The sequence below is a fragment of the Paenibacillus apis genome, from assembly GCF_018333295.1.
In the GTDB taxonomy this organism is placed as follows: Bacteria; Bacillota; Bacilli; order Paenibacillales; family Paenibacillaceae; genus Fontibacillus; species Fontibacillus antibioticophila.
Genome location: NZ_BORS01000009.1, coordinates 61,466 through 85,322, shown reverse-complemented (window position 1 = coordinate 85,322; position 23,857 = coordinate 61,466). Strand labels below are relative to the sequence as shown.

The 23,857-nt window shown below is 50.7% G+C and carries 19 protein-coding genes and 1 riboswitch; of the genes, 13 read left to right on the top strand and 6 right to left on the bottom strand.

The features are described 5' to 3' along the window. Positions 1-119 precede the first annotated feature (119 nt). Positions 120-3,641, top strand: a complete 3,522-nt coding sequence (locus tag KI362_RS14130; RefSeq protein ID WP_301627902.1) for a S8 family serine peptidase — start codon at positions 120-122, stop codon at positions 3,639-3,641. Between the two features lie 701 nt (positions 3,642-4,342). Here the strand turns inward: KI362_RS14130 and KI362_RS14125 are convergent. Both KI362_RS14125 and KI362_RS14120 read right to left on the bottom strand, forming a co-directional pair. Then, on the bottom strand, positions 4,343-4,558 hold the full coding sequence (locus KI362_RS14125; protein WP_301627900.1) for a hypothetical protein: 216 nt from the start codon (positions 4,556-4,558) through the stop codon (positions 4,343-4,345). A 266-nt stretch (positions 4,559-4,824) separates the two neighbouring features. Then, entirely contained in the window at positions 4,825-6,066 is a 1,242-nt protein-coding gene (locus tag KI362_RS14120) for a peptidase (RefSeq protein ID WP_301627897.1), read from the bottom strand. Positions 6,067-6,248: 182 nt separating this feature from the next. Between KI362_RS14120 and KI362_RS14115 the strand changes: the two genes are divergently transcribed. The 8 genes from KI362_RS14115 to KI362_RS14080 all read left to right on the top strand — a co-directional run bounded on the left by KI362_RS14115 (position 6,249) and on the right by KI362_RS14080 (position 13,991). Next, complete coding sequence (locus tag KI362_RS14115) at positions 6,249-7,499, top strand: sensor histidine kinase (RefSeq protein WP_301627896.1); 1,251 nt, start codon at positions 6,249-6,251, stop codon at positions 7,497-7,499. A gap of 81 nt (positions 7,500-7,580) precedes the next feature. Further along, positions 7,581-7,949 carry a hypothetical protein gene (locus KI362_RS14110; protein WP_301627894.1) on the top strand — a complete coding sequence of 123 codons (369 nt, stop codon included), beginning with the start codon at positions 7,581-7,583 and terminating at the stop codon, positions 7,947-7,949. Between the two features lie 55 nt (positions 7,950-8,004). Continuing rightward, positions 8,005-8,107, top strand: a riboswitch (TPP riboswitch). Between the two features lie 119 nt (positions 8,108-8,226). After that, positions 8,227-8,916, top strand: coding sequence for a thiaminase II (gene tenA, locus KI362_RS14105; RefSeq protein WP_301627891.1), 690 nt, complete (start codon positions 8,227-8,229; stop codon positions 8,914-8,916). A 17-nt stretch (positions 8,917-8,933) separates the two neighbouring features. Beyond that, positions 8,934-9,788, top strand: coding sequence for a hydroxyethylthiazole kinase (thiM, locus tag KI362_RS14100; RefSeq protein ID WP_301628177.1), 855 nt, complete (start codon positions 8,934-8,936; stop codon positions 9,786-9,788). Next, on the top strand, positions 9,785-10,621 hold the full coding sequence (gene thiD / locus KI362_RS14095) for a bifunctional hydroxymethylpyrimidine kinase/phosphomethylpyrimidine kinase (RefSeq protein ID WP_374705667.1): 837 nt from the start codon (positions 9,785-9,787) through the stop codon (positions 10,619-10,621). Before thiM ends, thiD begins: the two co-directional genes overlap by 4 nt. Then, complete coding sequence (thiE, locus tag KI362_RS14090) at positions 10,621-11,322, top strand: thiamine phosphate synthase (RefSeq protein ID WP_301627889.1); 702 nt, start codon at positions 10,621-10,623, stop codon at positions 11,320-11,322. The genes thiD and thiE overlap by 1 nt, the downstream gene beginning before the upstream one ends. Before the next feature lie 119 nt (positions 11,323-11,441). Beyond that, positions 11,442-13,322 carry a molecular chaperone HtpG gene (gene htpG, locus KI362_RS14085; RefSeq protein WP_301627888.1) on the top strand — a complete coding sequence of 627 codons (1,881 nt, stop codon included), beginning with the start codon at positions 11,442-11,444 and terminating at the stop codon, positions 13,320-13,322. Between the two features lie 165 nt (positions 13,323-13,487). After that, on the top strand, positions 13,488-13,991 hold the full coding sequence (locus KI362_RS14080; RefSeq protein WP_044477297.1) for a CYTH domain-containing protein: 504 nt from the start codon (positions 13,488-13,490) through the stop codon (positions 13,989-13,991). Between the two features lie 145 nt (positions 13,992-14,136). Here KI362_RS14080 and KI362_RS14075 read toward each other — a convergent pair whose 3' ends face one another. Then, positions 14,137-14,898, bottom strand: a complete 762-nt coding sequence (locus tag KI362_RS14075) for an SGNH/GDSL hydrolase family protein (RefSeq protein WP_301627885.1) — start codon at positions 14,896-14,898, stop codon at positions 14,137-14,139. A gap of 193 nt (positions 14,899-15,091) precedes the next feature. Between KI362_RS14075 and KI362_RS14070 the strand changes: the two genes are divergently transcribed. Next, positions 15,092-16,081, top strand: coding sequence for a Gfo/Idh/MocA family protein (locus KI362_RS14070; protein WP_301627884.1), 990 nt, complete (start codon positions 15,092-15,094; stop codon positions 16,079-16,081). A 1,226-nt stretch (positions 16,082-17,307) separates the two neighbouring features. On the opposite strand, the gene glgP is transcribed toward KI362_RS14070, so the two are convergent. Further along, a complete protein-coding gene (glgP, locus tag KI362_RS14065; RefSeq protein ID WP_301627883.1) occupies positions 17,308-18,924 on the bottom strand; it encodes an alpha-glucan family phosphorylase in 1,617 nt (538 codons plus the stop codon). Between the two features lie 311 nt (positions 18,925-19,235). After that, positions 19,236-19,805 carry a DUF1273 domain-containing protein gene (locus KI362_RS14060; RefSeq protein ID WP_301627882.1) on the bottom strand — a complete coding sequence of 190 codons (570 nt, stop codon included), beginning with the start codon at positions 19,803-19,805 and terminating at the stop codon, positions 19,236-19,238. A gap of 131 nt (positions 19,806-19,936) precedes the next feature. Here KI362_RS14060 and KI362_RS14055 point away from each other — a divergent pair, with 131 nt between their 5' ends. Then, entirely contained in the window at positions 19,937-20,782 is an 846-nt protein-coding gene (locus tag KI362_RS14055; RefSeq protein ID WP_301627881.1) for a DUF6612 family protein, read from the top strand. Between the two features lie 363 nt (positions 20,783-21,145). Here KI362_RS14055 and KI362_RS14050 read toward each other — a convergent pair whose 3' ends face one another. Beyond that, positions 21,146-21,646 (bottom strand): hypothetical protein, encoded by a 501-nt coding sequence (locus KI362_RS14050; RefSeq protein WP_301627880.1) that lies wholly within the window; start codon positions 21,644-21,646, stop codon positions 21,146-21,148. A 167-nt stretch (positions 21,647-21,813) separates the two neighbouring features. Between KI362_RS14050 and KI362_RS14045 the strand changes: the two genes are divergently transcribed. Both KI362_RS14045 and KI362_RS14040 read left to right on the top strand, forming a co-directional pair. After that, positions 21,814-22,803 carry a Gfo/Idh/MocA family protein gene (locus KI362_RS14045; RefSeq protein ID WP_301627879.1) on the top strand — a complete coding sequence of 330 codons (990 nt, stop codon included), beginning with the start codon at positions 21,814-21,816 and terminating at the stop codon, positions 22,801-22,803. 53 nt (positions 22,804-22,856) lie between these two features. Then, complete coding sequence (locus KI362_RS14040) at positions 22,857-23,852, top strand: Gfo/Idh/MocA family protein (RefSeq protein WP_301627877.1); 996 nt, start codon at positions 22,857-22,859, stop codon at positions 23,850-23,852. Positions 23,853-23,857: the final 5 nt, after the last annotated feature.

Sequence of the window (23,857 nt, the reverse complement as noted above, 5' to 3'; positions counted from 1 at the left end):
AAAATAAATATTTCAAGAAAATCATAAAAATTAAAAGGGGATTTATGGATTGTGGCGAATGAATTAATCATCGACATCTTGTTTGACATCACTAATTAAAGACAAGAGGAGATGAGATGATGAAGAGGAGAGCAGTCGCAGGTTTGATGAGCTTTATGCTGGCATTTACGCTTTTGATGCCAGGCGTTAGGGCTGAAGAAGGAACCGTCTATTTGGATCATGACGGGAGGAAGATTGAGTCCAGGCTTCAACTGGAAACCGCTTCGGATGCTGCACTTCCTTTTGAACGGACCGGGATCGAGATTGGCAAGAGGGAGCGGGCGGAGGCGAAATCCTTCCGTCGTTCTGCCGATATAGGCGGACCGCTTGCCCTTGAACCCTTGGAAGCAGACCAGGAACAAGGCATCTCCCGGCAAGGGCCGCAGAATTACGTCCCGCATTCAGACCTTGCTGAAGAAACCTCTGTCATCGTAGAGCTGCAGGAAGAACCGGCTAAAGTTGTTGAGGCCGGACAAGCTCAGATCCAGCAACGCAGCTCCTCCGGCGCTTCGGCAGGAGCAGCCCAGAAGGTGAAGATCAATCTGGAGCAGCAAGCATTCAAGAAAGCAGCGTTGAACCGGTTGCCGGTCAACTTTGGACGCGAGTATTCCGGTGTATTCAATGGGGTAGTCGTGAATCTGCCGGCAGACCGTGTCGATGAACTGCTGCAAATGCCCGGTGTGAAGGCGATTTATCCCAATAGCACGGTATTTGCAACCGATATAGGGGAGACTGCAGAATCTGTTCTTCAACCGCCAAGCAGTACAAGCTTTATCGGAAGCGAGTTATTGTGGGCGGAGAATATTCGCGGAGAGGGCGTCAAGGTAGGGGTCATCGATACGGGAATTGCCTATGATCATCCTGATCTGACGGGGGCGGTAGTAAATCCTTCCGGATACTGGGGCTATGATTTCGTGAATGAGGATCTTGAACCTTATGAGACAACGAAGCAGGACTTTGAACAAGCGCAGGCTGCGGACCCGTCGATCCCGGAGGTCAATGAGAACGGAAAGCCTTACTACACTTCCCATGGAACACATGTGTCCGGGATCGTTGCCGGTCAAGGAACCGGTATCCCGGGAGAAGGGGCGGTTACGGGCGTAGCCCCGGAAGCGGAGCTATACGCCTATAAGGTGCTTGGTCCTTACGGCAATGGCTCGACCGAAGACGTGATTGCCGGGATTGAACGGGCTGTTGACGACGGGATGGATATTATTAATCTTTCGCTCGGCTCTGAGTCGAATAATGAGCGGTCCGCCGATTCGGTTGCGGTTAATAATGCAGTGAAGACAGGTGTCGTTGCCGTGGTCGCTGCGGGCAATTCCGGGCCGGATGAAGCGACTGTCGCTGATCCGGGAAGTGCGGAAATGGCGATTACTGTGGGAGCATCAAAACCGCCGCTGTTAACACCGATTGTGCAGGCCGAAACTGCGGAGGAAGATCTGGTCGGCAGCTTCTTTATGGAGACGTTCGATAAGTCCTTCGGAATTGAGGCATTGACTGATACGTATGAATTAGTGGACGTTGGGCTTGGCTATGAATCAGATTATGCAGGCAAGGATATGACGGGTAAAATCGCTTTGATCAAACGGGGCGAATTTTCCTTCGCAGATAAGGCCTTGTATGCTATCCAGTCGGGGGCATTGGCAGCGATTATTTACAACAATTCACCGGAAGCCCTGGAGAGCGGGACGTTGGGCGGCACGGATGTGACCATTCCAATCTATGCCTTGTCAGGCGTCTATGGCGACCAACTAGCATCGGCTCTGGCATCAGGTATCGTCAACGTTAATTTCGGCCAGACCATAGAGCAGGATACGATAGCAAGCTTCAGTGCGCGAGGTCCGTCAAAGCCGTCCTTCGATCTGAAGCCGGATATTTCGGCTCCAGGTGTATCTATTTTATCCAGTGTGCCGGAATATGAGGGCTGGTATGAAGCGCAAAATGGAACAAGCATGGCTGCTCCGCATGTGGCAGGTGCCGTTGCACTCTTGAAGCAGAAGTATCCGGACCTTGCTCCATCGGAGATTAAGGCATTGCTGATGAACAATACAGTCAAGCTTACGGATCGCACCGGTGCTCGATACACGCACATGGATCAGGGTGCAGGAAGAATCGCACTGGATCAGGTGTTGGACGCCCCGGCCATCGCTATGACAGAAGAGGCAACAGAGTCGGTTGAGCATAATTTGCCAACCACACATTACTCCGGCAGCTTGTCTTATGGTCATGTTGGCTTGGGAGGCACCTCCTCCAAGAGCGTGGTAATCAAGGATATCAAGGGAGTGGCGTCGAATTACAGCGTCCAATCCCTGTGGTATAGCGAGTCGGAAATCTCTCTCTCGGTTTCTTCCAATGATGTATCTGTTCCAGCAGGAGGAGAGCAGTCTATTGATGTTACGGTGACCGTGCCTGCCAGCACTACAGAAACCTATGCAGAAGGTGAACTCATTCTATCAAATCCGGCAAGCAGCCACATCATCCGGATGCCTGTTTCGATCTATGTCGGGGAAGCGCCAGAAGTGATTGTGGTATCCGATCTGGCGTTAACGCCGGAGATTATTTCGCCGAATGGGGATGGAGTACAGGATGCTGCGGATATTACCTTCACCATTCATGAATATACGGCTTATTTCTCGCTTGATTTATTCTCGGCAGCAGGACAATGGTTGGGCACGATTGTGGAAGCAGATGAGGGACTCTCGCCAAACAGCTATAAATTAAGCGGCTGGTCGCCTCCAATCCCGGATGAGTTGTATTTTGTCGTCCCATATGCAGGAACGTCGCTTCAAGAGGCAGAGCCTCTATTGAGTCAGGCAGCTCCATTAGTAATCGACACAGGAGCACCCGTTGCGGAGGTATTCGGAGAATTGGAGCACACCGGCGGATTGCCGGAGGGTACGATTCGTGGACAGGTAACGAGTGATCTGCTTATTGATTTATTTGTGCTGCAAAGAGGTCTTGCGTACGGGGATGTAATCGGTGTGGCCGCTTTGTATCAGGATGCGAACGGGGAATGGATTCAGTCAGACGGCAGTATTGATGCAGGCGGCCGATTTACAATTCAGGTGCCGGTACAGCCTGGCCGCAATCAATATGAGGTGTATGTGTATGATTTGGCAGGCAATGGTGCAATTGAGCCGGTTCAAGTCATTGAATACAACAACGGGGGGCAAGTCGTTCCAGCCACTCCCGGAGCTGTCGGCAATCATCAGCCGTTCAATCTGGACCTGTTCTTCACGGTTCCTGAAGCCGTTTATTCTGCCAGCATAGAGCTTCAATACAGTACGAGTCTGACGCTGACCGGAATTCAGGCGGGGCCGGAGCTCGAAGCGCACCAGGCACTGCATCAGCCGGATACACCGCTGACCTTAGTTGGTACTCCGCTTGATGCAAGCGGCGCGACAGCCCGTTATGAATACTTCATCAGCCTGGAAGGAACGGACGGCTATTCAGGCTCCGGCTCACTAGGCAGGTTGACGTTCGAGGCAAGCGAACCAGGTTATTATGTGATTGAATTGTCCAAGGTGGTTCTAAGAGACCGGGCCGGCCATGAGATTCCTGTGCAGGTTTCGCCAATAGCAGTTATTTATGTTCACTAAGGCGTGATAAAAGAAAAAGGGCTTCCCAAAGGACTTGATCTGGCGGGAAGCCCCTTCTATGTTAAGAGACTGGCATGCAACGAAAGGCGAAGGACGAGTTAGATGGGGCAACGTGTGAAGTGTACTTTCGATCGCTGTTGTTCGCAGATTTCTTTAATTGGACTAAGTTCTAACAAGGGAGAAATCCGCTCACAAAGGCGAACGCTCCGCTTTATGCTTCCGAAGTAGCTTTCTTACAGAAATCTTGTAACACTTCACACTTATGCCCAGATCACTTCGCCTCTGCAGTTCAAGTACAATGCAATTGGCAAATAACTAAGCCTAAGCTGCATCGCAATAAGCTGCATCGCAATAAGCTGCAATGGAAATAAGCTAGTCCCCCGTACCATGCAAGCAGGTACTGCACGCAAGCCTTGGGCAAAGCACACACAGCACTTTGCACGATTCTTTTTTCGCCGGAGGCATACATATCGACCGTGCCTGGAATTGCGCTCCGTCTCACACGCAGGCGCTTATGGCGGGCGCCCATGTAGCGAAACAAGCGCCGAAAAGCAATAAATAGCAGGAGCGGGCGCTCATGCGGAGAAATAAGTGCCGAAAAGCAATTAAATAGCAGGAGCAGGCGTCCATGCGGAGAAACAAGTGCCGAAAGGCAATTAAATAGCAGGAGCGGGCGCCCATGCGGAGAAACAAGCGCGCAATTAAATTGCAGTCACAGCGTTCCGGCCTTGCTCGAAACATCGCTTGTCCAATTGGCATTCCAGTCTTGCTTCGAACTTCACTCGCCCTACCTGACCAACCTCATTCTGGTCACGGTCCAGTGAAGTATTTATTGCATCAGCACCATCCGGCGCCTCATATGCCGGATGAACGAGCCTGCATGTATAACGAGCCTGTATGTATATTGAGCGATTCAAGTGCTTTGCCACTGCATGGAGGGGCCGTGTGAGAGCTACTATCATGCATTCGGCAGCTATAAAGCCGGACTAAGAGCCTGCGTAAAAAGGGTATAAGTGAGAAGGTTGCTGCAGAAGCGGAGCGTTCGCCTTTGTGAGTGGATTTCTACCTTATGATGGCTTAGTTCAATCCAAGAAATCCGCGAACAACAGCGATCGAAAGCAACCTTCACACGTTACCCCGGCACGCAGAAACGTTAGCTGTTTTATACTTGCTGCACTTGCAATTACTCAGGAAGAGACACGGATGGGTCTTCCTGAACAAGAATGACCTCGGCATTCGTGATGCCTGGCATAGAGAGTGCCATCACCATGGAGTGAAAGGCTGTGATTTTCATACCTGGCTTCAGCACGGTATCTCCGCCGATAACAGGAATGATAACCGTATCGTCCGACAGATTCAGTACAATGTCGTTCTCTTTGACCGAATCGGAGCCGACATTGACATAGACTTTGCCTTCCCCTGCAAAATCCGAAGCTTCAATGGTGCCTTCTACCTTCGGCGCTTCTCCCTTTCGCACGATAATTTTATCGGCATGGGATTGAGCCGGATAGATCATGATCATGACTTGAGGATAGAAGGCTTGTACATAAGCTCCTTCCTTCAAGGCTTCCTTGTTCAATACATTGCCTTCCTCGTCAACGATCTGCGTTGCTTCATCCACGCTTAGAATAATGTAATTGGTGCCTCCTTGCTCCAGCGGGTGACCGGCCACGGTCATTTTTCCGTCGTTATAGGAGGTGATAATTCCATCTGTACCGGGCGCTTCTTGTTCTGCCTCATTTTCTTCAGCAATCTCCGTGTTTACACGGATATAGCTAGCTACGGCCTGTACGGGGAAACTTTCCATGACTTCCGGACCATAGAAAGCTCTCAGCGTCATCCCGCTTTGAATTTTATCTTCGGTGATCGGGTTGCCGTTTTGATCCAGCAGCTTGGTCTGGTCTCCGACTCTCAGAATGATCTCTTGATCGTTGCCGCTGTAAGTATCCGTGCCCTTGACGAGAAAACCAGCCTTAGAAAGAGAATCTACTGTACCGTCAATAGCCGTGAACGTATAATCTTGAACAACCAGGGTTAACAAGGTGCCGCGGGCAGGCAGGCTCTTGGTAATATTGGGGCCGTAAAAGGCTTTGACGACCCGCTTTTCATCAATCACCGTTTTCAGCGGTACTGTTTTTCCTTTAGCATCAATAATCTTGGTATCCTTGGTAATGGAAAGGATGATCTCGCTCTGGTCAGTCGCGGCAAGGCCCCGGCCGGTCACCGTAATGAATTTGCCTGATTGGTCATTCTGAAATTCGGTAATCAATCCCATGGTTGCAGGGACAACTTTAGACTCCGGCTGTATCTGGGCGGAGATAGGTTGAATCGTGTCCACAGGTTGAGTCTGTGCAAATGCCGCGATCGGAAGGGCAGTCATCGCGAGCACGGATACAGCCGCAATTGTCTTGTTCATTTTCTTCATCTCTTCGATCCTCCAGTTATAAGGTCCAGTTGTTTTTTGGAATCATGCCTATACTTTCCAGACGAAAAACGGGTAAAAAGGTTGCAGCTGCAAAAACAGAAGAACTAATGATTGTAGAATCGTCTGAAGTCTTATATTCTGTTTGGTGAAGAAGGTGAATGAACATGCCCGGTTTAAAAGAGATGATTCTGCAATTGTTCCTTACCCTGTTGCCGTTCTTATGCTACAACGTGTATTACCGTAACAAGGCGCATAACTATTCCCCAGCGTTCATCCTGCTGACCACCGGGATCAGTCTTTTTTTATCCATGACCTTCAACAAGGTGGCCGTTAACGGCTTCATCTATGATGCCCGGTATATCCTGATGTTCTTCGGTCTGTTATTCGGGGGACTACGTATAGGCTTTGTGCTGCTTGCCGGGTTCATGGTGTATCGTCTATACCTGGGGGGGCCTGGCGTAGAGATCGCCATGGGGACGATTCTGGTATCGTTCCCGGTTTCGATTCTGCTCAGTCATCTATACCGCAGAGTGAAGCGAAGACCGTTATTTTTCGTGGTCTCCGCACTGCTTATTTCGCTGATTCCGACAGTAATGCTCTATCTATACAATCCTGATATTTTACAGGAAAGTCTTCTGTTTTATTTACTCTACGTGCCCCTTCTGAACTTTATAGGAATATGGCTGCTGCTCTCTCTCTTTCAGCGGGCGGTGATTGATAAGAATCTGTCGATCATCTATGCGCAGAAGGAAAAGCTGGAGACGATCGGCCAAGTTGCGGCCTCGCTGGTCCATGAGGTAAGAAATCCTTTGACTGCCGTAAAAGGATTTTTGAAGCTGATTAGCGAGACCTCGGGCAATCAGGAGAAGGTGCACAGATACATTGAGATTTGCGTTAGCGAAATGGAGCGGGCGGAATATATTCTCTCTGAGTATCTGGCAATCACCAAGCCGTCCACCGACCGACGGGAGCAGGTTAATCTGAACGCGATTCTGCAAATTACGGCGGATGTCATGCGCCCGTATGCAAATATGAACAATGTAGAGCTCCAACTTCAGCATGAGGATGGGGGCTGCAGAGTGATGGGGAATCCGGAGAAGATTAAGCAGGTGCTGATGAACCTGATTAAAAATGCAATTGAAGCCTGCTATGATACGGAAAATGCGGTTGTGTCCCTAACGCTTGAGCCCCTTGATAACGAGGCCCTTCTCTATGTGCGGGATAATGGCATCGGGATGAGCAGGGAGCAGGCTGAGCGTCTGGGCTCCGTCTTTTACTCGACAAAGACAACCGGTACCGGGCTGGGATTGGCTTTCTCTTATCAGGTCATTGAGGAGCTGGGAGGAAGTGTGCAGGTTCGAAGCGAGCCGAGGCAAGGGACGGAATTTGCCATCACCCTGCCGCTTTGTGAGCCTTCGGCCAACGCTGTCTAGCTGGGTAGCTGGGAGGCTGCTCCTTCTCTGTCCTAACTTAAGAGCTGCCCGCATATCCTTGAAGCAAGGAGTGTGAGGCGTGTGAGCGTAGAGGACAAGAAGCTGGATGGAATTGCAGAACGGTACTTTGAGATCAAAGTGCTGCAAAAGGAGCTGGATCAGGAACTCTCAGAGCTCCGGCAACAGATTTTAGACAGCTGTAAGGAGCAGGACTCGAACCGCTTGGAGCTGGAGAATTATGAGATCAAACTGATTGTCCAGCAGCGAAGAGAATATGACGAGAACCGATTATATGAGACCCTGCCCGATCTGGAGCTGTGGCGGATGCTGTCCAAGCCGGATAACAGTAAGATTTCCAGTCTGATCAAGCTTAAGATTATTTCCGAAGAGAAGATCAAAGACACGTATGCTGTGAAAAATGTGACCGTGGTACAGGTGGACAAAAAGTAGCCGGCTTATTGACAATCAGGGAAAATATGGATAGATTAATAACCAAGTGAATAAGAAATTCCACTAGGGGAGCCGGCAGCGGCTGAGACAAGAGTGATCTTGGACCCTTTGAACCTGATCTAGTTCGTACTAGCGTAGGGAAGTGGAGCCGGTCAACTTTTCGATCTGTCCGATTTATCGGCACTTCGTCGATCAGTCAACAGCCGCTCCGCTATCGGGGCGGCTTTTTCGCGTGGATTTTGATTATTCCAATTCAAGGATTGACGGAGGTGGGGAAATGAGCTTTACCGAGCAACTGCGCAAGGAAAATGACGACTTGTTCGCAGCGATCTTCAAGCATCCCTTTGTAAGGGGAATAGCCGGAGGGAAACTGGACAGGGAGCAGCTGATCCATTATGTGAAGCAAGATTATGAATATTTGAATGCGTTTATGCGAATCTATGGAATTGCGATTTCAAAATGCTCCCGGCGGGAAGACATCGCTATGTTTCAAGAGCAGATCGGGTTTATTCTTCACAGCGAGGTGCATCCGCATCAGAATTTTTGCACGGCGGCCGGGGTGCGCTATGAGGAGCTTCAGGGAGATCCGCTTGCTCCGTCGGCGCATCATTATATCCGCCATATGCTGACGGTGGCACATGAGGGGAGCCTCGGCGAAATAGCAGCCGCCCTGCTGCCTTGTCCCTGGACGTATGTCGAAATCGGACAACGGCTCATGGCCGAATTGCCGCCGCAAGAAGCTCACCCGTTCCGGGAGTGGATCGAATTTTACGGCAAGCTGTCCGGAGGAAGCACGGAGCGGTTATGCGAGCTTGCGGATCGCTTGGCGGCGGAGGCTACCGCCGGCGAACGGGCGCGTATGGCCGAGCATTTCCGTCATAGCTGCCAACTGGAATATATGTTTTGGGATATGGCCTGGCGGGTGGAGACATGGCCGGTAGAATCGAATACTTTGGTGAAGGGTTGATGATGATGAATTGGAATATGGGCAAGAGTTCAAGCATTCCGGAGAACGAATTCGCAGGATTGATCACGAAATTGCAGCAGGTAAAGCCGCTCGTCCATAACATGACTAACGTTGTGGTGACCAATTTTACGGCCAACGGGCTCTATGCGCTGGGGGCTTCTCCGGTAATGGCCTATGCGCCTGAGGAGGTGGCCGACATGGCTGCCCAGGCGGGTGCGCTGGTATTGAATATCGGGACGCTCAGCCGGGAACAGGTGGATGCGATGATCCTGGCCGGCCAAGCCGCAAACGCTGCAGGGGTGCCGGTGCTGCTGGATCCGGTCGGAGCGGGAGCCACGAGGTTTCGCACGGAATCGTCCCTCCGCATCCTGCGGGAAGTACGTATCTCGCTCCTGCGCGGAAACGCCGCCGAGATCGCCCAATTACTCGGCGAGAACCTGGCGATCAAAGGCGTGGATGCCGGGGAGAACAGCGGTGCTGATCAAGCAGGGATTGGGCGAAAGGCGGCGAAGCAGTTCGGTTCGGTTGTTGCGGTCACCGGTAAGGTGGATGTGATTACGGACGGCAGTATTTCCCGGATCATTAGCGGAGGGGATGCTTTGCTTACACAAGTGACGGGGACGGGGTGCTTGCTGACCTCGGTGCTCGGAGCCTTCGCAGCTGTAGAACCCGACCTGAGGCGGGCAGGGACGGCAGGTTTAGCCTTTTATGGCGCCGCAGCCTCCCGGGCAGCGGAGCGGACAGCCGCTCTCGGGCCAGGCAGCTTCCAGACGGCATTCCTGGATGAATTGGCCAAGCTGCATCCGCATTCCCTAAAAGGTCATGCGGCGGTTGCCGAATTCTCGGCCGCGGAAGCGGGAGGATGGCTGTGAACGGAATGACACTGGCTAGAGCACTGACGGTGGCCGGCTCGGACAGCGGCGGCGGAGCGGGGATCCAGGCGGATCTGAAAACCTTTCAGGAGCTAGAAGTCTATGGGATGTCGGCTATAACGGCTGTGACGGTGCAGAATACGTTAGGCGTCAGCGGGGTCTATCCTCTGCCGGCACAAGCAGCGGCGGAGCAGATCCGCAGCGTCGCCGAGGACCTTGGCGTAGATGCCGTCAAGACGGGAATGCTGTTCGATGCGGAGGTCATTCATGCCGTGGCTGCGGAATTCAAAAGCCAAGGCATGAAGCGCATCGTTGTCGATCCCGTCATGATCGCCAAGGGAGGAGCCTCATTGCTGCAGAGCGATGCGGTGAAGGAACTGAAGGAGGTGCTGCTTCCGCTGGCAGCGGTTGTGACGCCGAATCTCCCGGAAGCGGAGGTGCTGGCTGGTATGCCGATACACAGTTTCCGGGACCGTCGGGAAGCGGCGGTCAGAATTTCTGATCTGGGGCCAGGTCTGGTCATTATCAAGGGCGGTCATGAGGCTCTTGACTCCGGCCCGGGGGAGCAGCAGGTAGTCGATCTGCTGTATGACGGGCAGCATTTTACGGAGCTAAGCTATCCGCGAATCCAGACACCGCACACGCACGGCACTGGCTGTACGTTCTCGGCGGCGCTGACGGCAGGCTTAGCCAAGGGGCTGCCCGGCATCGAAGCGGCCGCGCTTGCCCGCCGCTTCATTCAGGCGGCTATCGAGGACGGGCTCGGCCTTGGACAGGGGCATGGTCCGACGAATCATTGGGCATACCGCCGCAGACAGGCGGTGCTTGGCTGATGGACGGGCATATCAATTCGGGGAGCCGCTTCAATGCTCACGGCCGGAAGATTTCTGCGGATGTGATGCGCGAGTGTTTGAAGGTCTATCTTGTCATCGGGAGTGCGAACTGTCAGGATGATCCGTTGTACGTAATCCGGGAGGCGCTGGCGGGCGGGGCGACCATGGTCCAGTATAGGGAGAAGGGCGACGGTTCGCTGACTGGAGCAGCCAGGATAAAGCTGGGGCTTCAGCTTCAGGAGCTCTGCCGGAAGGCGGGCGTTCCCTTCATTATTAACGATGATGTGGAGCTGGCCCTGCAGCTCCAGGCAGACGGAGTGCACATCGGACAGGAGGACGCGGATGCCGAATGGGTACGTTCCCGGATCGGAGGGGGAATTCTGGGCGTTTCGGTTCATCGGTTGGAGGAAGCGAAGCGTGCGGTTCAGCAAGGAGCCGACTATTTGGGGATCGGGCCGATTTATCCGACGTCCTCCAAGCCGGACGCTCACGCCGTCCACGGCCTGCAAATTTTGCCCGGGCTGCGCCAGGCGGGCATTCATCTTCCTCTCGTCGGCATCGGAGGTATCACGCTGGAGCGTGCCGGGGAGGTGATATCAGCCGGTGCGGACGGCATTGCCGTGATATCGGCCGTGGCAGGGCTTCCGGGCGATCAGGTGCGGAATGCCGTGCAGCAACTCAGGACGCGAATAAATCGATAGGGATGAGGAATCCGTATTGACATAAAAATAGAGGAAATTTAATATAGAACTATAAGATTAGCACTCTAAACTTTAGAGTGCTAATAATTTTGCAGGCGAAGAAAGGAAGGAGCAGTACCATGGACAAGAAGCAGTTCAAAGCGGAATCCAAACGACTTCTGGAGATGATGATCAACTCCATCTATACGCAGCGGGAAATCTTTCTCCGGGAATTGATCTCCAACAGCAGTGATGCTATTGACAAGATCTATTACAAGGCATTGACAGACGAGAATCTGACGTTCAACAAGGATGACTATTTCATTCGATTGAAGGCGGACAAGCAGGCTCGGACGCTGACCATTTCCGATACGGGGATCGGAATGACGAAAGAAGAACTGGAGAATAACCTTGGCATTATCGCCAATAGCGGCTCTTTTGCCTTCAAGAATGAGAACGAAGCGAAGGACGGACATAATATCATCGGTCAATTCGGCGTCGGCTTCTACTCCGCCTTTATGGTTGCAGACAAGGTTACGGTCATCAGCCGGGCGTTGGGCAGCAGTGAAGCCTATAAATGGGAGTCGGAAGGAACGGATGGGTACACGATCTCCGAGACGGAGAAGGAGAGTGTCGGTACCGATATTATTTTGACCATTAAAGAGAATACCGAAGATGATCAGTACGATGAATATCTGGAGGAGTACCGCCTGAGATCCATCATCAAGAAATACTCCGACTTCATCCGTTATCCGATCAAGATGGAGGTCACCACCCAGCGGCCTAAAGAGGGTGCGGAAGGCGAGTTCGAGGAGGTTCAGGAAGAGCAGACGGTTAACAGTATGGTTCCGATCTGGCGCAAGAATAAGAGTGAGTTGACAGATGAGGACTATGAGAATTTCTACATGGAGAAACGCTACGGCTTTGACAAGCCGGTGTCTCATATCCATATCAAGGCCGACGGAGCGGTTGTCTATAACGCTATCCTCTTCATTCCAGAGAAGACTCCGTTCGACTACTACACCAAGGAATATGAAAAAGGGCTGGAGCTCTATTCCAACGGCGTGCTGATTATGAACAAATGCGGCGATCTGCTCCCGGACTATTTCAGCTTCGTCAAGGGGATGGTCGACTCCGAGGATCTGTCGCTGAACATTTCGCGGGAAATGCTCCAGCATGACCGTCAACTCAAGCTGATTGCGAAGAACATCCAGAGCAAGATCAAGAGCCAATTGCTGGCGCTGCTCAAGGATGAGCGTGACAAGTACGAGCAGTTCTATGACTCGTTCGGACGCCAGTTGAAGTTCGGCGTATACAATGATTATGGTATGAACAAGGATGTGCTTCAGGATTTGCTGTTGTTCACATCCTCGAAAGAGAAGAAGCTGGTTACGTTGGATGAGTACGTATCCCGGATGCCGGAGGATCAGAAGTACATTTACTATGCAACCGGTGAATCGGTAGACCGGCTGGAGAAGCTGCCGCAGACGGAAATGGTGCTGGATAAGGGCTATGAGATCTTGTACTTTACGGATGATATCGATGAATTCGCCATCAAGATGATCATGACCTACAAGGAGAAGGAATTCAAATCCGTATCCAGCGGGGATCTCGGCATCGAATCCGAATCCGATGAACAGGATGCGAAGGAAGGCGACAGCGAGCATCAGGAGCTGTTCGAGGCCATGAACACCCTGCTTAGCGGCAAGGTGAAGAACGTCAAGGCATCGAAGCGACTGAAGAGTCACCCTGTCTGCCTGTCGGCTGAAGGCGAATTGTCCATTGAGATGGAGAAGGTGCTGAATGCGATGCCGAACGGCCAGGAGGTCAAGGCAGATAAAGTGCTGGAGATTAACGTCAACCATGAAGTCTTCCGTTCCCTGAAAGAGGCGTATGCAGGGGACAAGGACAAGCTTGCTCTGTACACCAGCCTGCTCTACAATCAGGCACTTCTAATTGAAGGTCTGCCAATCGAGGATCCGGTAGAGTTCACGAACAATATCTGCAAGGTCATGGCGTAAAAATATTTCACGGCAGCCGCGCTGGTTTTCAAACGCGGCTGCCGCTTTGTTATGTTCTTGGACTTCAGACGGTGAATCCGAACTGATGAGAGGAGGCCGGGGTCGTCGACAAAGCCCGGGATATGATACACTTAGACTGGTGAAAACAGTGTAAGGAGAATGGACATGGCACTTGAAATTGAACGCAAGTTTCTGATATCGGAATTTCCGAAGGCTTTCCTTGAGGATGGCAGCATCGTCCTGGTCAAGGAGCAGGTCATCGATCAGACCTACCTGGCTTTGGATAAAGATCAGGAGCTCCGGGTACGGAGAATCAAGGATTTGGCTACAGGGGACATCAGCTATACACATACCTTCAAACGGGGATTCGGACTAGCTCGGGAGGAAGTAGAGTATCCGATTTCTGCGGGGATTTACGAGCAAATGATTCATAGCCGCGGGGCAATTCCGCTGGTGAAGAAGCGGACAACGGTCAAATGGAATGATTATATGCTGGAGATTGACGATTATCATCAGATTAAACTGATGGTGCTGGAGATTGAATTCGAATCGGAGGAAGAGGCGACAAGCTTTGAACCGCCGGAGTGGTTCGGCCAGGATATCAGTACCGATAAGCAGTACAGCAATAAGAAAGTATGGAGAGATTTGCAATCCCGCAAGCATCTGTAGATTATAAATGACATGAGGAAATTACGGCGCTGCTTCCCTACAGAAAGTGAACGAAAAAAAGTTGGACGGAACTTAGGTCTCGTCCAACTTTTATTTGGGAGCTGACTGGACAGCCCCAAGCAAGCTTTTAGTATGGTTCAGAAGACTATTCCAGGGCGAGCCTGCTGTTGTCTTTTAAAAGGAACCCGTAGTTGTTCTGCACGAACTCCAGTACTTTATCGCAAATGATTTGATGTCCGGCCTCATTGGGATGAATGCCGTCCGAGCATAGAAACTTGGTAAAGTCGGGATGCTCAAGAAAGGCGCCGCGCACATCGATATATTTGGTCTTTGTCATCTCGGCAACCTTCACGATCATGGTGTTGTATCTTTCCTGCCACCAATAGATCTTGGTAATGCTGCCAAGCCATTTTAAGATGTTCTGTTCAGCGACGGGATCATTTTTGCTGACCCATTTGAAGTAGCTGTCCGCATTAAGCGGGGGAAGACTCATCAGAATCGGCGTAATGTATTCGGAACGCAGGAAGGAGATGGTCTCCGTCAGCATTTTCTCGAACATATTAAAATCCGTCTTGGGAAGATGCTCCGCATCGGGATTCAGTGCGATCTCATCCCAGTTGAAATCACAGTCATTGCCGCCGTATTCAATCAGTACAATATGCGGCTTCTCCTTCTGGATATCCTTCTTCAAGTTGGTGACGCCCTTGATCAAGGTATTGCCGAAGCGCGCGGTATTTCGCACCGCACCCATCATTTTTTCCTGCAGGAGCGTTACATAATTATTTTCTAACAGTACATATTTTTTGCGTATCTCGTCATAAATGACACCTTTAGAGATGGAATCCCCGGTAATCATATATTTGGTTGCAGCGATTGCGTTAATTACATTCTGGTTGTCTCTGTTCATGAGAATCACCCCGCTTCATATCCTGATAACCTTATTTTAGTTGAGCGTGGAGATCGAAGCAAGGCGAATCTGCATCTACGGCAGTCTTTTGCTCGACCCAGATGTCCTGACTTCGGATACTCCAAGCTAGACATAGACTGTACAGAGTGAGAGAATACTAAGGAGATCATGTTTAAAAAGGGAGGACATTTCTTTGCTTCGATTCGGAATTGTCGGAACGAACTGGATCACGGAACGTTTTATTCAAGCGGCGGAAGAGACTGAGCAATTTGAACTGAAAGCGGTATACTCACGGACGGAGGAGAAGGGGAGAGCATTTGCCGCGAAATACAACAACCAACCTGAGGTATACACCGATTTAACAGAGATGGCTTCAAGCGATGAACTGGATGCTGTCTATATTGCTAGCCCGAACTCGCTGCATGCCGAACAGGCGATTGAGTGCATGAAGCATGGCAAGCATGTATTATGCGAGAAGCCCCTGGCGTCGAATGTAAAAGAGGTTCAAGCGATGCTGCAAACGGCGAAGGATCATGACGTATTGCTAATGGAAGCAATGAAGTCGACGCTGATGCCGAACTTTAGAGTCATTGCGAACAACTTATATAAGATCGGACGAGTACGGCGTTATTTTGCAAGCTATTGCCAATACTCCTCCAGATTTGATGCCTTCAAGCAAGGAACAGTACTTAATGCATTCAAGCCGGAGTTCTCCAATGGAGCGCTGATGGATCTTGGCATTTACTGTATTTATCCGATGGTAACCCTGTTCGGGAAGCCGGAGCAGGTTCAGGCAAGCGGAATTATGCTCTCCTCCGGTGTGGATGGTGAGGGAAGCATTCTCATGCGTTATCCAGACATGGACGGGGTCGTGATGTATTCCAAGATCGCGGATTCCTATGCCCCCGCAGAGATTCAAGGGGAGAACGGAACCCTGGTTATCGACAAGATCAATCAGCCTTATGATGTGAAAATCTATTATCGTGACGGGACGATTGAGGATTTGCGCCAGCCGCAAATGCAAGAGTCCATGTTCTACGAGGCAAGGGAGTTCATTGAGCTGATCCAGACCGGCAGAAGGGACAGCACAGTCAATACGTTGCACAACTCGTTGATTGTGGCAGAGATTATGGAGGAAGCCCGGCACCAGATGGGACTGACCTTCCCGGCGGATTTGCGCTAATCGAATTGCGCTGCGAGCTCATTTTTGCGATCTTGTGCGAGAGCGCAGTAACAGCCCATAAAACCGACCGATGATCCTGCCTGCGTGTAGGGGCAACGTGTGAAGTGTGCTTACGATCGCTGTTGTTCGCGGATTTCTTTGATTGAAATAGTAGGGTAGAAATCCACTCACAAAGGCGAACACTCCGTTTCTACAGCACACCTCACACTTATGCCCATTACGCAGGCAGTTTAGTTCGGCTTTATAGTGCTGAATCACCGCACTCTCTATGCTGCGAGTGCATTCGAACAGTGAATAGACTACACAGCATCATCATTGGGGATACCCAATTTCATCAAGCCCGCATAGCAAGGGTTATTTCAGTAGATTAAGCAATACCCGCCAAGTACGCATGCGTACACCTCGCACCGAGCGCAGTTTTCAGCGCGCGGTGTTTCGCATCATGACGGTGATCCGATTCGTCGACCGCATGAAAATATAGACCGTACGCATGTAGTGAAAAAAGTTACCTTAAATTCAGTGGAAATGCTAGAAATGCGGATATAGTGAAATTTTTGTACTTAAATTTGACTAAAACGTGGGTTTGGTTAGTTACTGGCGATCTAAGGTAAGTTTTTTCACTAAAAGTGAGTTCGAGCGTCAAATGAAGAATTTAAGGTAAGTTATTTCATTGGAGCGCGACCAGTTGGGGCTGAATAAGCGGGATGAGTGAAGCTCGGAACAAGGCCGAAGCAACGTGCGAGCGGGCGCAACTCCAGGCGCCCAGTATTCCATTGGGCTGTGCGTAAAGTGAATCGCGCGGACTTCCATTCGTAATGCCTAGCTAAGGAGAGCCTGGCGCAAGGGGAGTGGGGAGGAGGCTTGCACGGAGTATCCTGCTTGCTACAGATGGTAAGCTTATTGCAATGCAGCTATGACGCAGTCATGTGCAAACTGCATTGTATTTGAAGTTAAACTGCGAAGGCCAAGTGATCAGGGCATAAGTGTGAAGTGTTACAAGCTTTCTGTAAGAAAGCTACTTCGGAAGCATCAAGCGTCAGCGTTCGCCTTTGTGAGCGGATTTATCCCTTGTTAGAACTTAGTCCAATCATAGAAATCCGCGAACAACAGCGATCGAAAGCACACTTTCCAAAAGTACAGCCGCCTCGCGCCAATACAAAGGCTGCTGCCCACACCCAACCGGAATCCGGCGGGGTGGGTGGGGCAGCAGCCTTTTTGCGCTGAGATTAGCGCTTGATATACATTTTGCTGTAGTATTCCTCCAGCATCCGCTTGGTGGCAAATGCCTCACGCGTCGTCTCGATGCTCTTGCGCATCATTTCTACCCACTTGGCACGGTTCTCATAATAGGTTGGCAGCACCCGGTTCAACAGGGTATCATACAGTGCGTCACTGTCATGCTGGTCAAGGACAGCAAAGTCGGTCGTCTCGAAGCCATCGCCGATTTGCCAGCCATTCTCCCCGTCGATGCAGGCTTCCGGCCACCAGCCGTCCAGAATAGAGCAGTTCAGTACGCCGTTCATTGCAGCCTTCATGCCGGAGGTGCCGCTGGCTTCCAGCGGTCTGCGCGGGTTGTTGAGCCAAATATCGGAGCCTCTTGTTAATTGGGCGCCGATCGTCATGTCATAGTTCTCAAGGAAGACGACACTCTTTGGATATTTCTTCATCATGGCTACAAGATTGCTGACGATTTTCTTGCCTGTGTCGTCCAATGGGTGCGCCTTCCCGGAGAAGACAATCTGAATTTTGCCGGACTCCAGGTAAGGCTCAATGATCTCAGGCTGGGAGAAAATCAAGTCACTGCGTTTGTACGGAGCGGCACGGCGGGAGAATCCGATCAGCAGGTTCTCTTCATTCAGTGCAATGCCCGAACGCTCCTGAATAAACGCGATCAGCTCACGTTTGATCTCCATGTGCGTCTTCCACAGATCTCCGCCATTTTCATATGCGGCCGTCATCCGATCATCCACCCAGGTTGGCGTATGAATGGCATTGGTGATTCCGATGATCTTCGAGCGTCCGGCGACTTCCTTCCACATTTTGTTGGAGGTATCCGCATGGAGGGCTGCAACCCCGTTGGAAATACGGGACAGGCGCAGACCGGCCACCGTCATGTTGAACGGGCTGCCACCGATGCGCTCCATTTGATCACGTGTCAAGCCGTTAAATGCCGTCATATATTCCAGACGATCCAGGGGATGCGTCTCATTTCCTTCCTTGATTGGCGTGTGCGTCGTGAAGACAACCTCTTCGCGTGTAGCCGTCCAAGCCTCTTCAAAGGTTCGCCCGGCACACATCTTCTCGCGGATCAGCTCCGTGGCTGCCAATGCCGCATGCCCCTCATTAAAGTGATAGACATCGATTGGAATCTGAAGCGCACGCATTGCCTTTACACCGCCAATACCAAGCACGATCTCCTGAGCAATCCGTTCCTCGCCGAACCATCCGTACAACTGCCCGGTAATCCAGGCATCGCCATTTTCAGGAATGTCCGTATCGAGCAAGTAGAGCGGGTTGTTGCCAAAATGCTCTGTCTTCCAGACTTTGCAGACGACATCGGTATTTCGTACCTTCACCGTAACCTTGACCCCGGTATCTTCCAAAAAATCATATACATAGTTGTGATAAGTATCGTACGGCTTGCCATGCTCATCAATCCGCTGATCGGTGTACCCCTGCTTCCATTTGATGCCGATGGCTACAATCGGCGCCTCAATATCTTTGGCTCCCTTGATGTAATCCCCGGCTAAAATTCCTAGCCCTCCTGCATACATCTTAAAATCGGAATGCAGCCCGTACTCCATGCTGAAGTACGCTACAGTAGGCAATTTTTTTTCACTCATTGCAAAAGCCTCCTCGTATTTTTTCATAAATACACCGGCAGATGGTTTCGCTCAGAAAGTAGATGAATTTGTGCAAACGTTTGTCCGATAGAAAGCAGCTTGCCAATGTGAAAGCGATTTCGAGGATTATTTTAGCATATTTTATGACGGATGCGATAGGAAATTACACCGATCAACCCAAATTTTTTTAAAAATTTATAAAAATCATTATGAATTTAGGAATGTGTTCTCTTTTTTGAGATCAAACGTTTGCATTGCGAGGCGAATTTGGAGTGGCCCTAACGATTCCGGGAAAGGTGAACCTGCTGTGCTTAATCCACTGGGTCGACGTCTAGGAATACTCGCATTTCATCCGCGACCGACTGAATATCCTCAAGACCAAGCTGCAGATAGAGGTAGCCTTCCGCATGCTGCTTTTGCATTGCCCGGCGTTTAATAAACTTGGGACTGGCTTCGCCGCTGTCCTCATCATAAACAAGCAGAATACCGTCACTTTTTCGCAGCAGCAGATCATCCCGGGCAGAGAACTGCCAAGGTCCCAGATAGCCTTCTTTGCTGATGGATGCAAAATAATCCACTTTAGAAATCAAATCGCGGAAATAATGTTGCTTCTCCTCGCTCCACTGCTCCTCCTGACTCTGGAAGGCGGTAATGATGGCGCATTTTAACTCGGGATATTCAAGCTTCAATTCCAGAACCGCCTCGCAGGCCCACAGATCGACGCCATATTGCCCCGGTGTGAGCACCCATTCCAGGCCTTCTTCAGCCAGCGGCAGGAGACGGTCCCTGATCGCCTTGCGTATGTAAGGGATTCCTTCATGCTTATTATTATAGATCCCCAATTCATGGGCGCGATAGCCGGTAATAAGAAGATTCTTCACTAGTAGTCATTCCTTTCGATTGCAGGGCAGTCCAACAAATCTCACAGCTTGTTTGACTATTATATCACTGTTCTGATCACAGGGTTTATGCTAGTCTGTCACTATAAATGGATATTACTGGAGCGTGAATGATGAACAAGCGGTATTTTAAAGGCCTTATTCTCTGGATGGTTCTTGTGCTAACTGCATGCGGGGCGGGGGAATCTGCAACTGATCATGAAGAGGCAGGTCCTAGTGAAAGCCGCACTCTCTTAACCGCAGGTGAAGTAATTCGTCAAGTGGCTGATACCTTTGAAGAGGCAGTCAGCTACTCCGTGAAGGGTGAAACTCAGCAAGAACTAGAGAGAACCCTAAATGGAGAAGTATCAATCATGAAGTCGGAAATGATAACGGAAGCCCAGTGGATCAAGCAGCCGCTTCAATATCATTTGCTGGGGGAGATCAAGACAGAAGGAATGCAACCTATGACAATAGAGGAATATTTTATTCCAGGTACAGGCCGCTTCTCTAGCATCGGAGAAAATGGCTGGGTCAAGCTCGCAGGCGAGGAGCTGGACGGGGAGATAATCGATATACAAATGTACTCGCAAAATCTGGAGGAACTGCTGGACATGCTAGAGAGACTGCAGGGCGATGTGCTTTTTACGCAGGAAGGCAATTATTATGTGATGACGCTTGAGCTTCCTGAGGAAGAGCTTGTGCGGATAGACGAGATGACGAACGCAGGTCTGGAAGCGAACGAGTCCTCAAACGCGCCCTCATTGACAGCCGCTTATTCAGTAAAGAAGATGAAAGTAGGCTTCAAGGCCAATAAGGACAGCCTTTTGCCACATGAATTATCGATGGAGAGTGAGACGGAGATTGGCGAGGGCGAGAACCTCATGGTGCAAAGAAAGATAGATAGAAGCACCTTCTTCAATTTTAACGGGATTGAGGCGATAGAACTGCCTCCAGAAGTGATTGAAATAGCGCGATGACGGAGAAGAACAAAAAAGGGCCGAACGATCATCCGTTACCGGCCCCTTTAGGCATCCACACATTTGTTAGCGGTTACATTTCCGGGTTTATTGGCCATGAATCGCAAACAAGGTAAACACGATATAAAAAACGGCGTAGAAGATCCCCAGTCCGATAATGATACCAAATACATTGCCCTTATACTTGCTGCTCCCAGGTTCCCACATACTTATTCAACTCCTTCATTCGTCGTTGATTAAATGTGAACAATTTGTGTCTTACTTAATTATTGAACATTTTGTGACTAAAATCAAACATTTTTTTGAACTTTTTATGATTTTGGGCAAAAAAATAGCCCCGTGAGCGGGGCGAGGTCCTGCAGATTACTTTTTATAAGGGTAAAAGCCTTCCTCTTCCAGATAAATTCCTGCTTCTTCACGGGTCTCAAATACCATCTCCAGCTGAATGCCGGAGTAAATATACCAGAGATCGTCCTCGCACTTCAGTGTAAGTGCATGTCCCTCTGCATTCACCCAGTTACCTCCGGATGATGAAGGCTTATGTAATAAAGCAGGTGAAGAAGCAACCTCGGCGGGAGCTTCATCTCGCACGGCAAGTGAATCGATGGACTGACGAACCAGATTGCGCAGATCCGGCTCTGAGAAATCGCGAATATTCACGTAGCCTTTTTGATCCTTGTCATATTCCTCGAGCAGACCGGCATAGATAAATCCGTTGCCGTTGGGATGAAGGTGGTAGCCTACGGTTTTTTTCTCATGGGCGCTCCCTTCAAAATGATAATTAACCCGTCCAAGGGATACGGATCTTCTCTCCAATTCAGGGAATGAATCCAGGATGTTCAATTTTTGATCAAAGGATAGCATAATCCGCCTCCGGTCAGCGATATGGATAGGGAGCCGACAGCTCCCATGAACAAGTATAATGATTCTCCAAGCGGGAAGCAAAGGAATGCCTTTCGTTCTTCATAGCAAGCGATTTGGGGTACAAGTACATCAACGGAAGAATTCTGCGAAGAACGGGAGGAACTTGTATGGTAAAAGGCTCGAAAGTCAAATGGGGGATCATGGGCACGGGCGTGATTGCCGAGCAGTTTGTTGCGGATCTGGCATTCACCAGCACGGGGACCCCCTATGCGGTAGGATCACGGCAAATGAGCAAGGCTGTGGATTTTGCCTCACGTTTCGATATACCTAAGGCCTATGGGAGTTATAAAGAGTTGATCGAAGATCCGGAGGTGGATGTGGTATACATCGCAACCCCGCACCGGTATCATCTGGAGAACTCACTGAATAGCCTTAGAGCCGGAAAGGCTGTATTGTGCGAAAAACCGATTACGGTAAATCGTCAGGAGCTTGAGGAGCTGATCTCTGAAGCCAGGGCGCGTGATCTGTTTCTGATGGAGGCGATGTGGATGTTATTTTTGCCTCCGATGCGCCAGGCATTGCAATGGATAACCGAAGGGAGAATCGGCGAGGTCAGACTTGTACAGGCGGAGTTCGGATTTGTAGGAAACGCTGAGCCGGAAGGCCGGTTGCTCAATCCGGAATTAGCGGGGGGAGCGCTGCTCGATGTTGGTGTGTATCCTGTGGCCCTAGCCACTGCCATCTATGGCTCTCAGCCGTCACAAATCATGAGTACTTCATCCATCGGAGAGACTGGCGTCGACGAGCAGTTCTCCGCTTTGCTGACATATGATTCAGGGAAATCCGCCTCCCTGCATGGATCGATCACGCTGGGCATGCGAAATGAAGCGGTCATTCACGGTACGGAGGGCTGTATTGTTCTTCCTTCAATGAATAAAGCTCCTTCCGCTATCCTCTACAAAGAGGGCCGGGAGGTGGAGACTTATAGCGATGAGCGCCAGGGAAAGGGCTATGAATATGAAGCGGACGAAGTAGGGAGAAGTCTGCTTGCCGGCAGGAAGGAATGTGAGTGGCTTGCACCGAATTGGTCGTTGGAGGTCATGCGCTTATTGGATGCGTTGAGAGCGCAGTGGGGACTAAAGTATCCCTTTGAATAAGCCCATTGCTCGTTTACAATGAAGAAAGAATCGAATTACGGGAGGCGATGAGGATGGATAAATCTTCTGAGAATAAAGTGAAATGGGGAATCATGGGCACCGGCTGGATCGCGGAGCAGTTTACTGGCGATCTTGTCCATACCGTCAGCGGAGTGGGATATGCCGCAGGCTCGCGTACGCTTGAAAGCGCAGAACGCTTCGCTGAGAAATTCGGACTGGCCAAGGCCTATGGGAGTTACGAGGAGCTTGTCTTAGATCCTGATGTGGATGCTATTTATGTCGCAACACCCCATCCGCTTCATCGAGAGCATGTATTGCTGGCGCTTGCCGCCGGGAAGGCCGTACTGTGTGAGAAGCCGATTACGGTGAACAGCCGTGAGCTGGCTGAAATGATAGATGCTGCCCGCAGCCGGGGGTTATTCCTGATGGAAGCGATGTGGACAAGATTCCTGCCGGTTATTTCTCAGGTCAGAGCATGGCTGAAGGAAGGCAAGATCGGGGAAGTACGGATGCTGAAGGCAGACTTTGGCTTCCGCACCGACTGGAATCCGGAGGGGAGACTGTTAAATCCGCAGCTTGGCGGAGGAGCTCTGCTGGATGTAGGCATCTATCCGATCTCTCTTGCCTCCATGATATTTGGCTCTACTCCGCAGTCGGTTAACAGCACGGCATGGATTGGGGAGACAGGAGTGGATGAGCAGTTCTCTGTCTTGCTGGATTTTGGAGCAGGGCGAACCGCTTCGTTAAACGGAGCAGTCCGTCTCGGTCTTAACAACGACGCATGGATATTCGGCACAGAGGGGATGATCCATATCCCTTCCTTCATTAATGCCAAGGAGGCGACGCTTCGGGTGGCAGGGCAAGAGGACATCAAGGTCACGGATGACCGCGAGTCGAAGGGGTATGCCTATGAAGCGGAGGAAGTGGGCCGCTGCTTGCTGACAGGGGAAAAGGAGAGCCCGTTGATCCCGCTGGACGAATCATTGAGCATTATGAAGCTGCTGGATGAAATTCGGGACCAGTGGGGACTTAAATATCCATTTGAATAAAGCAG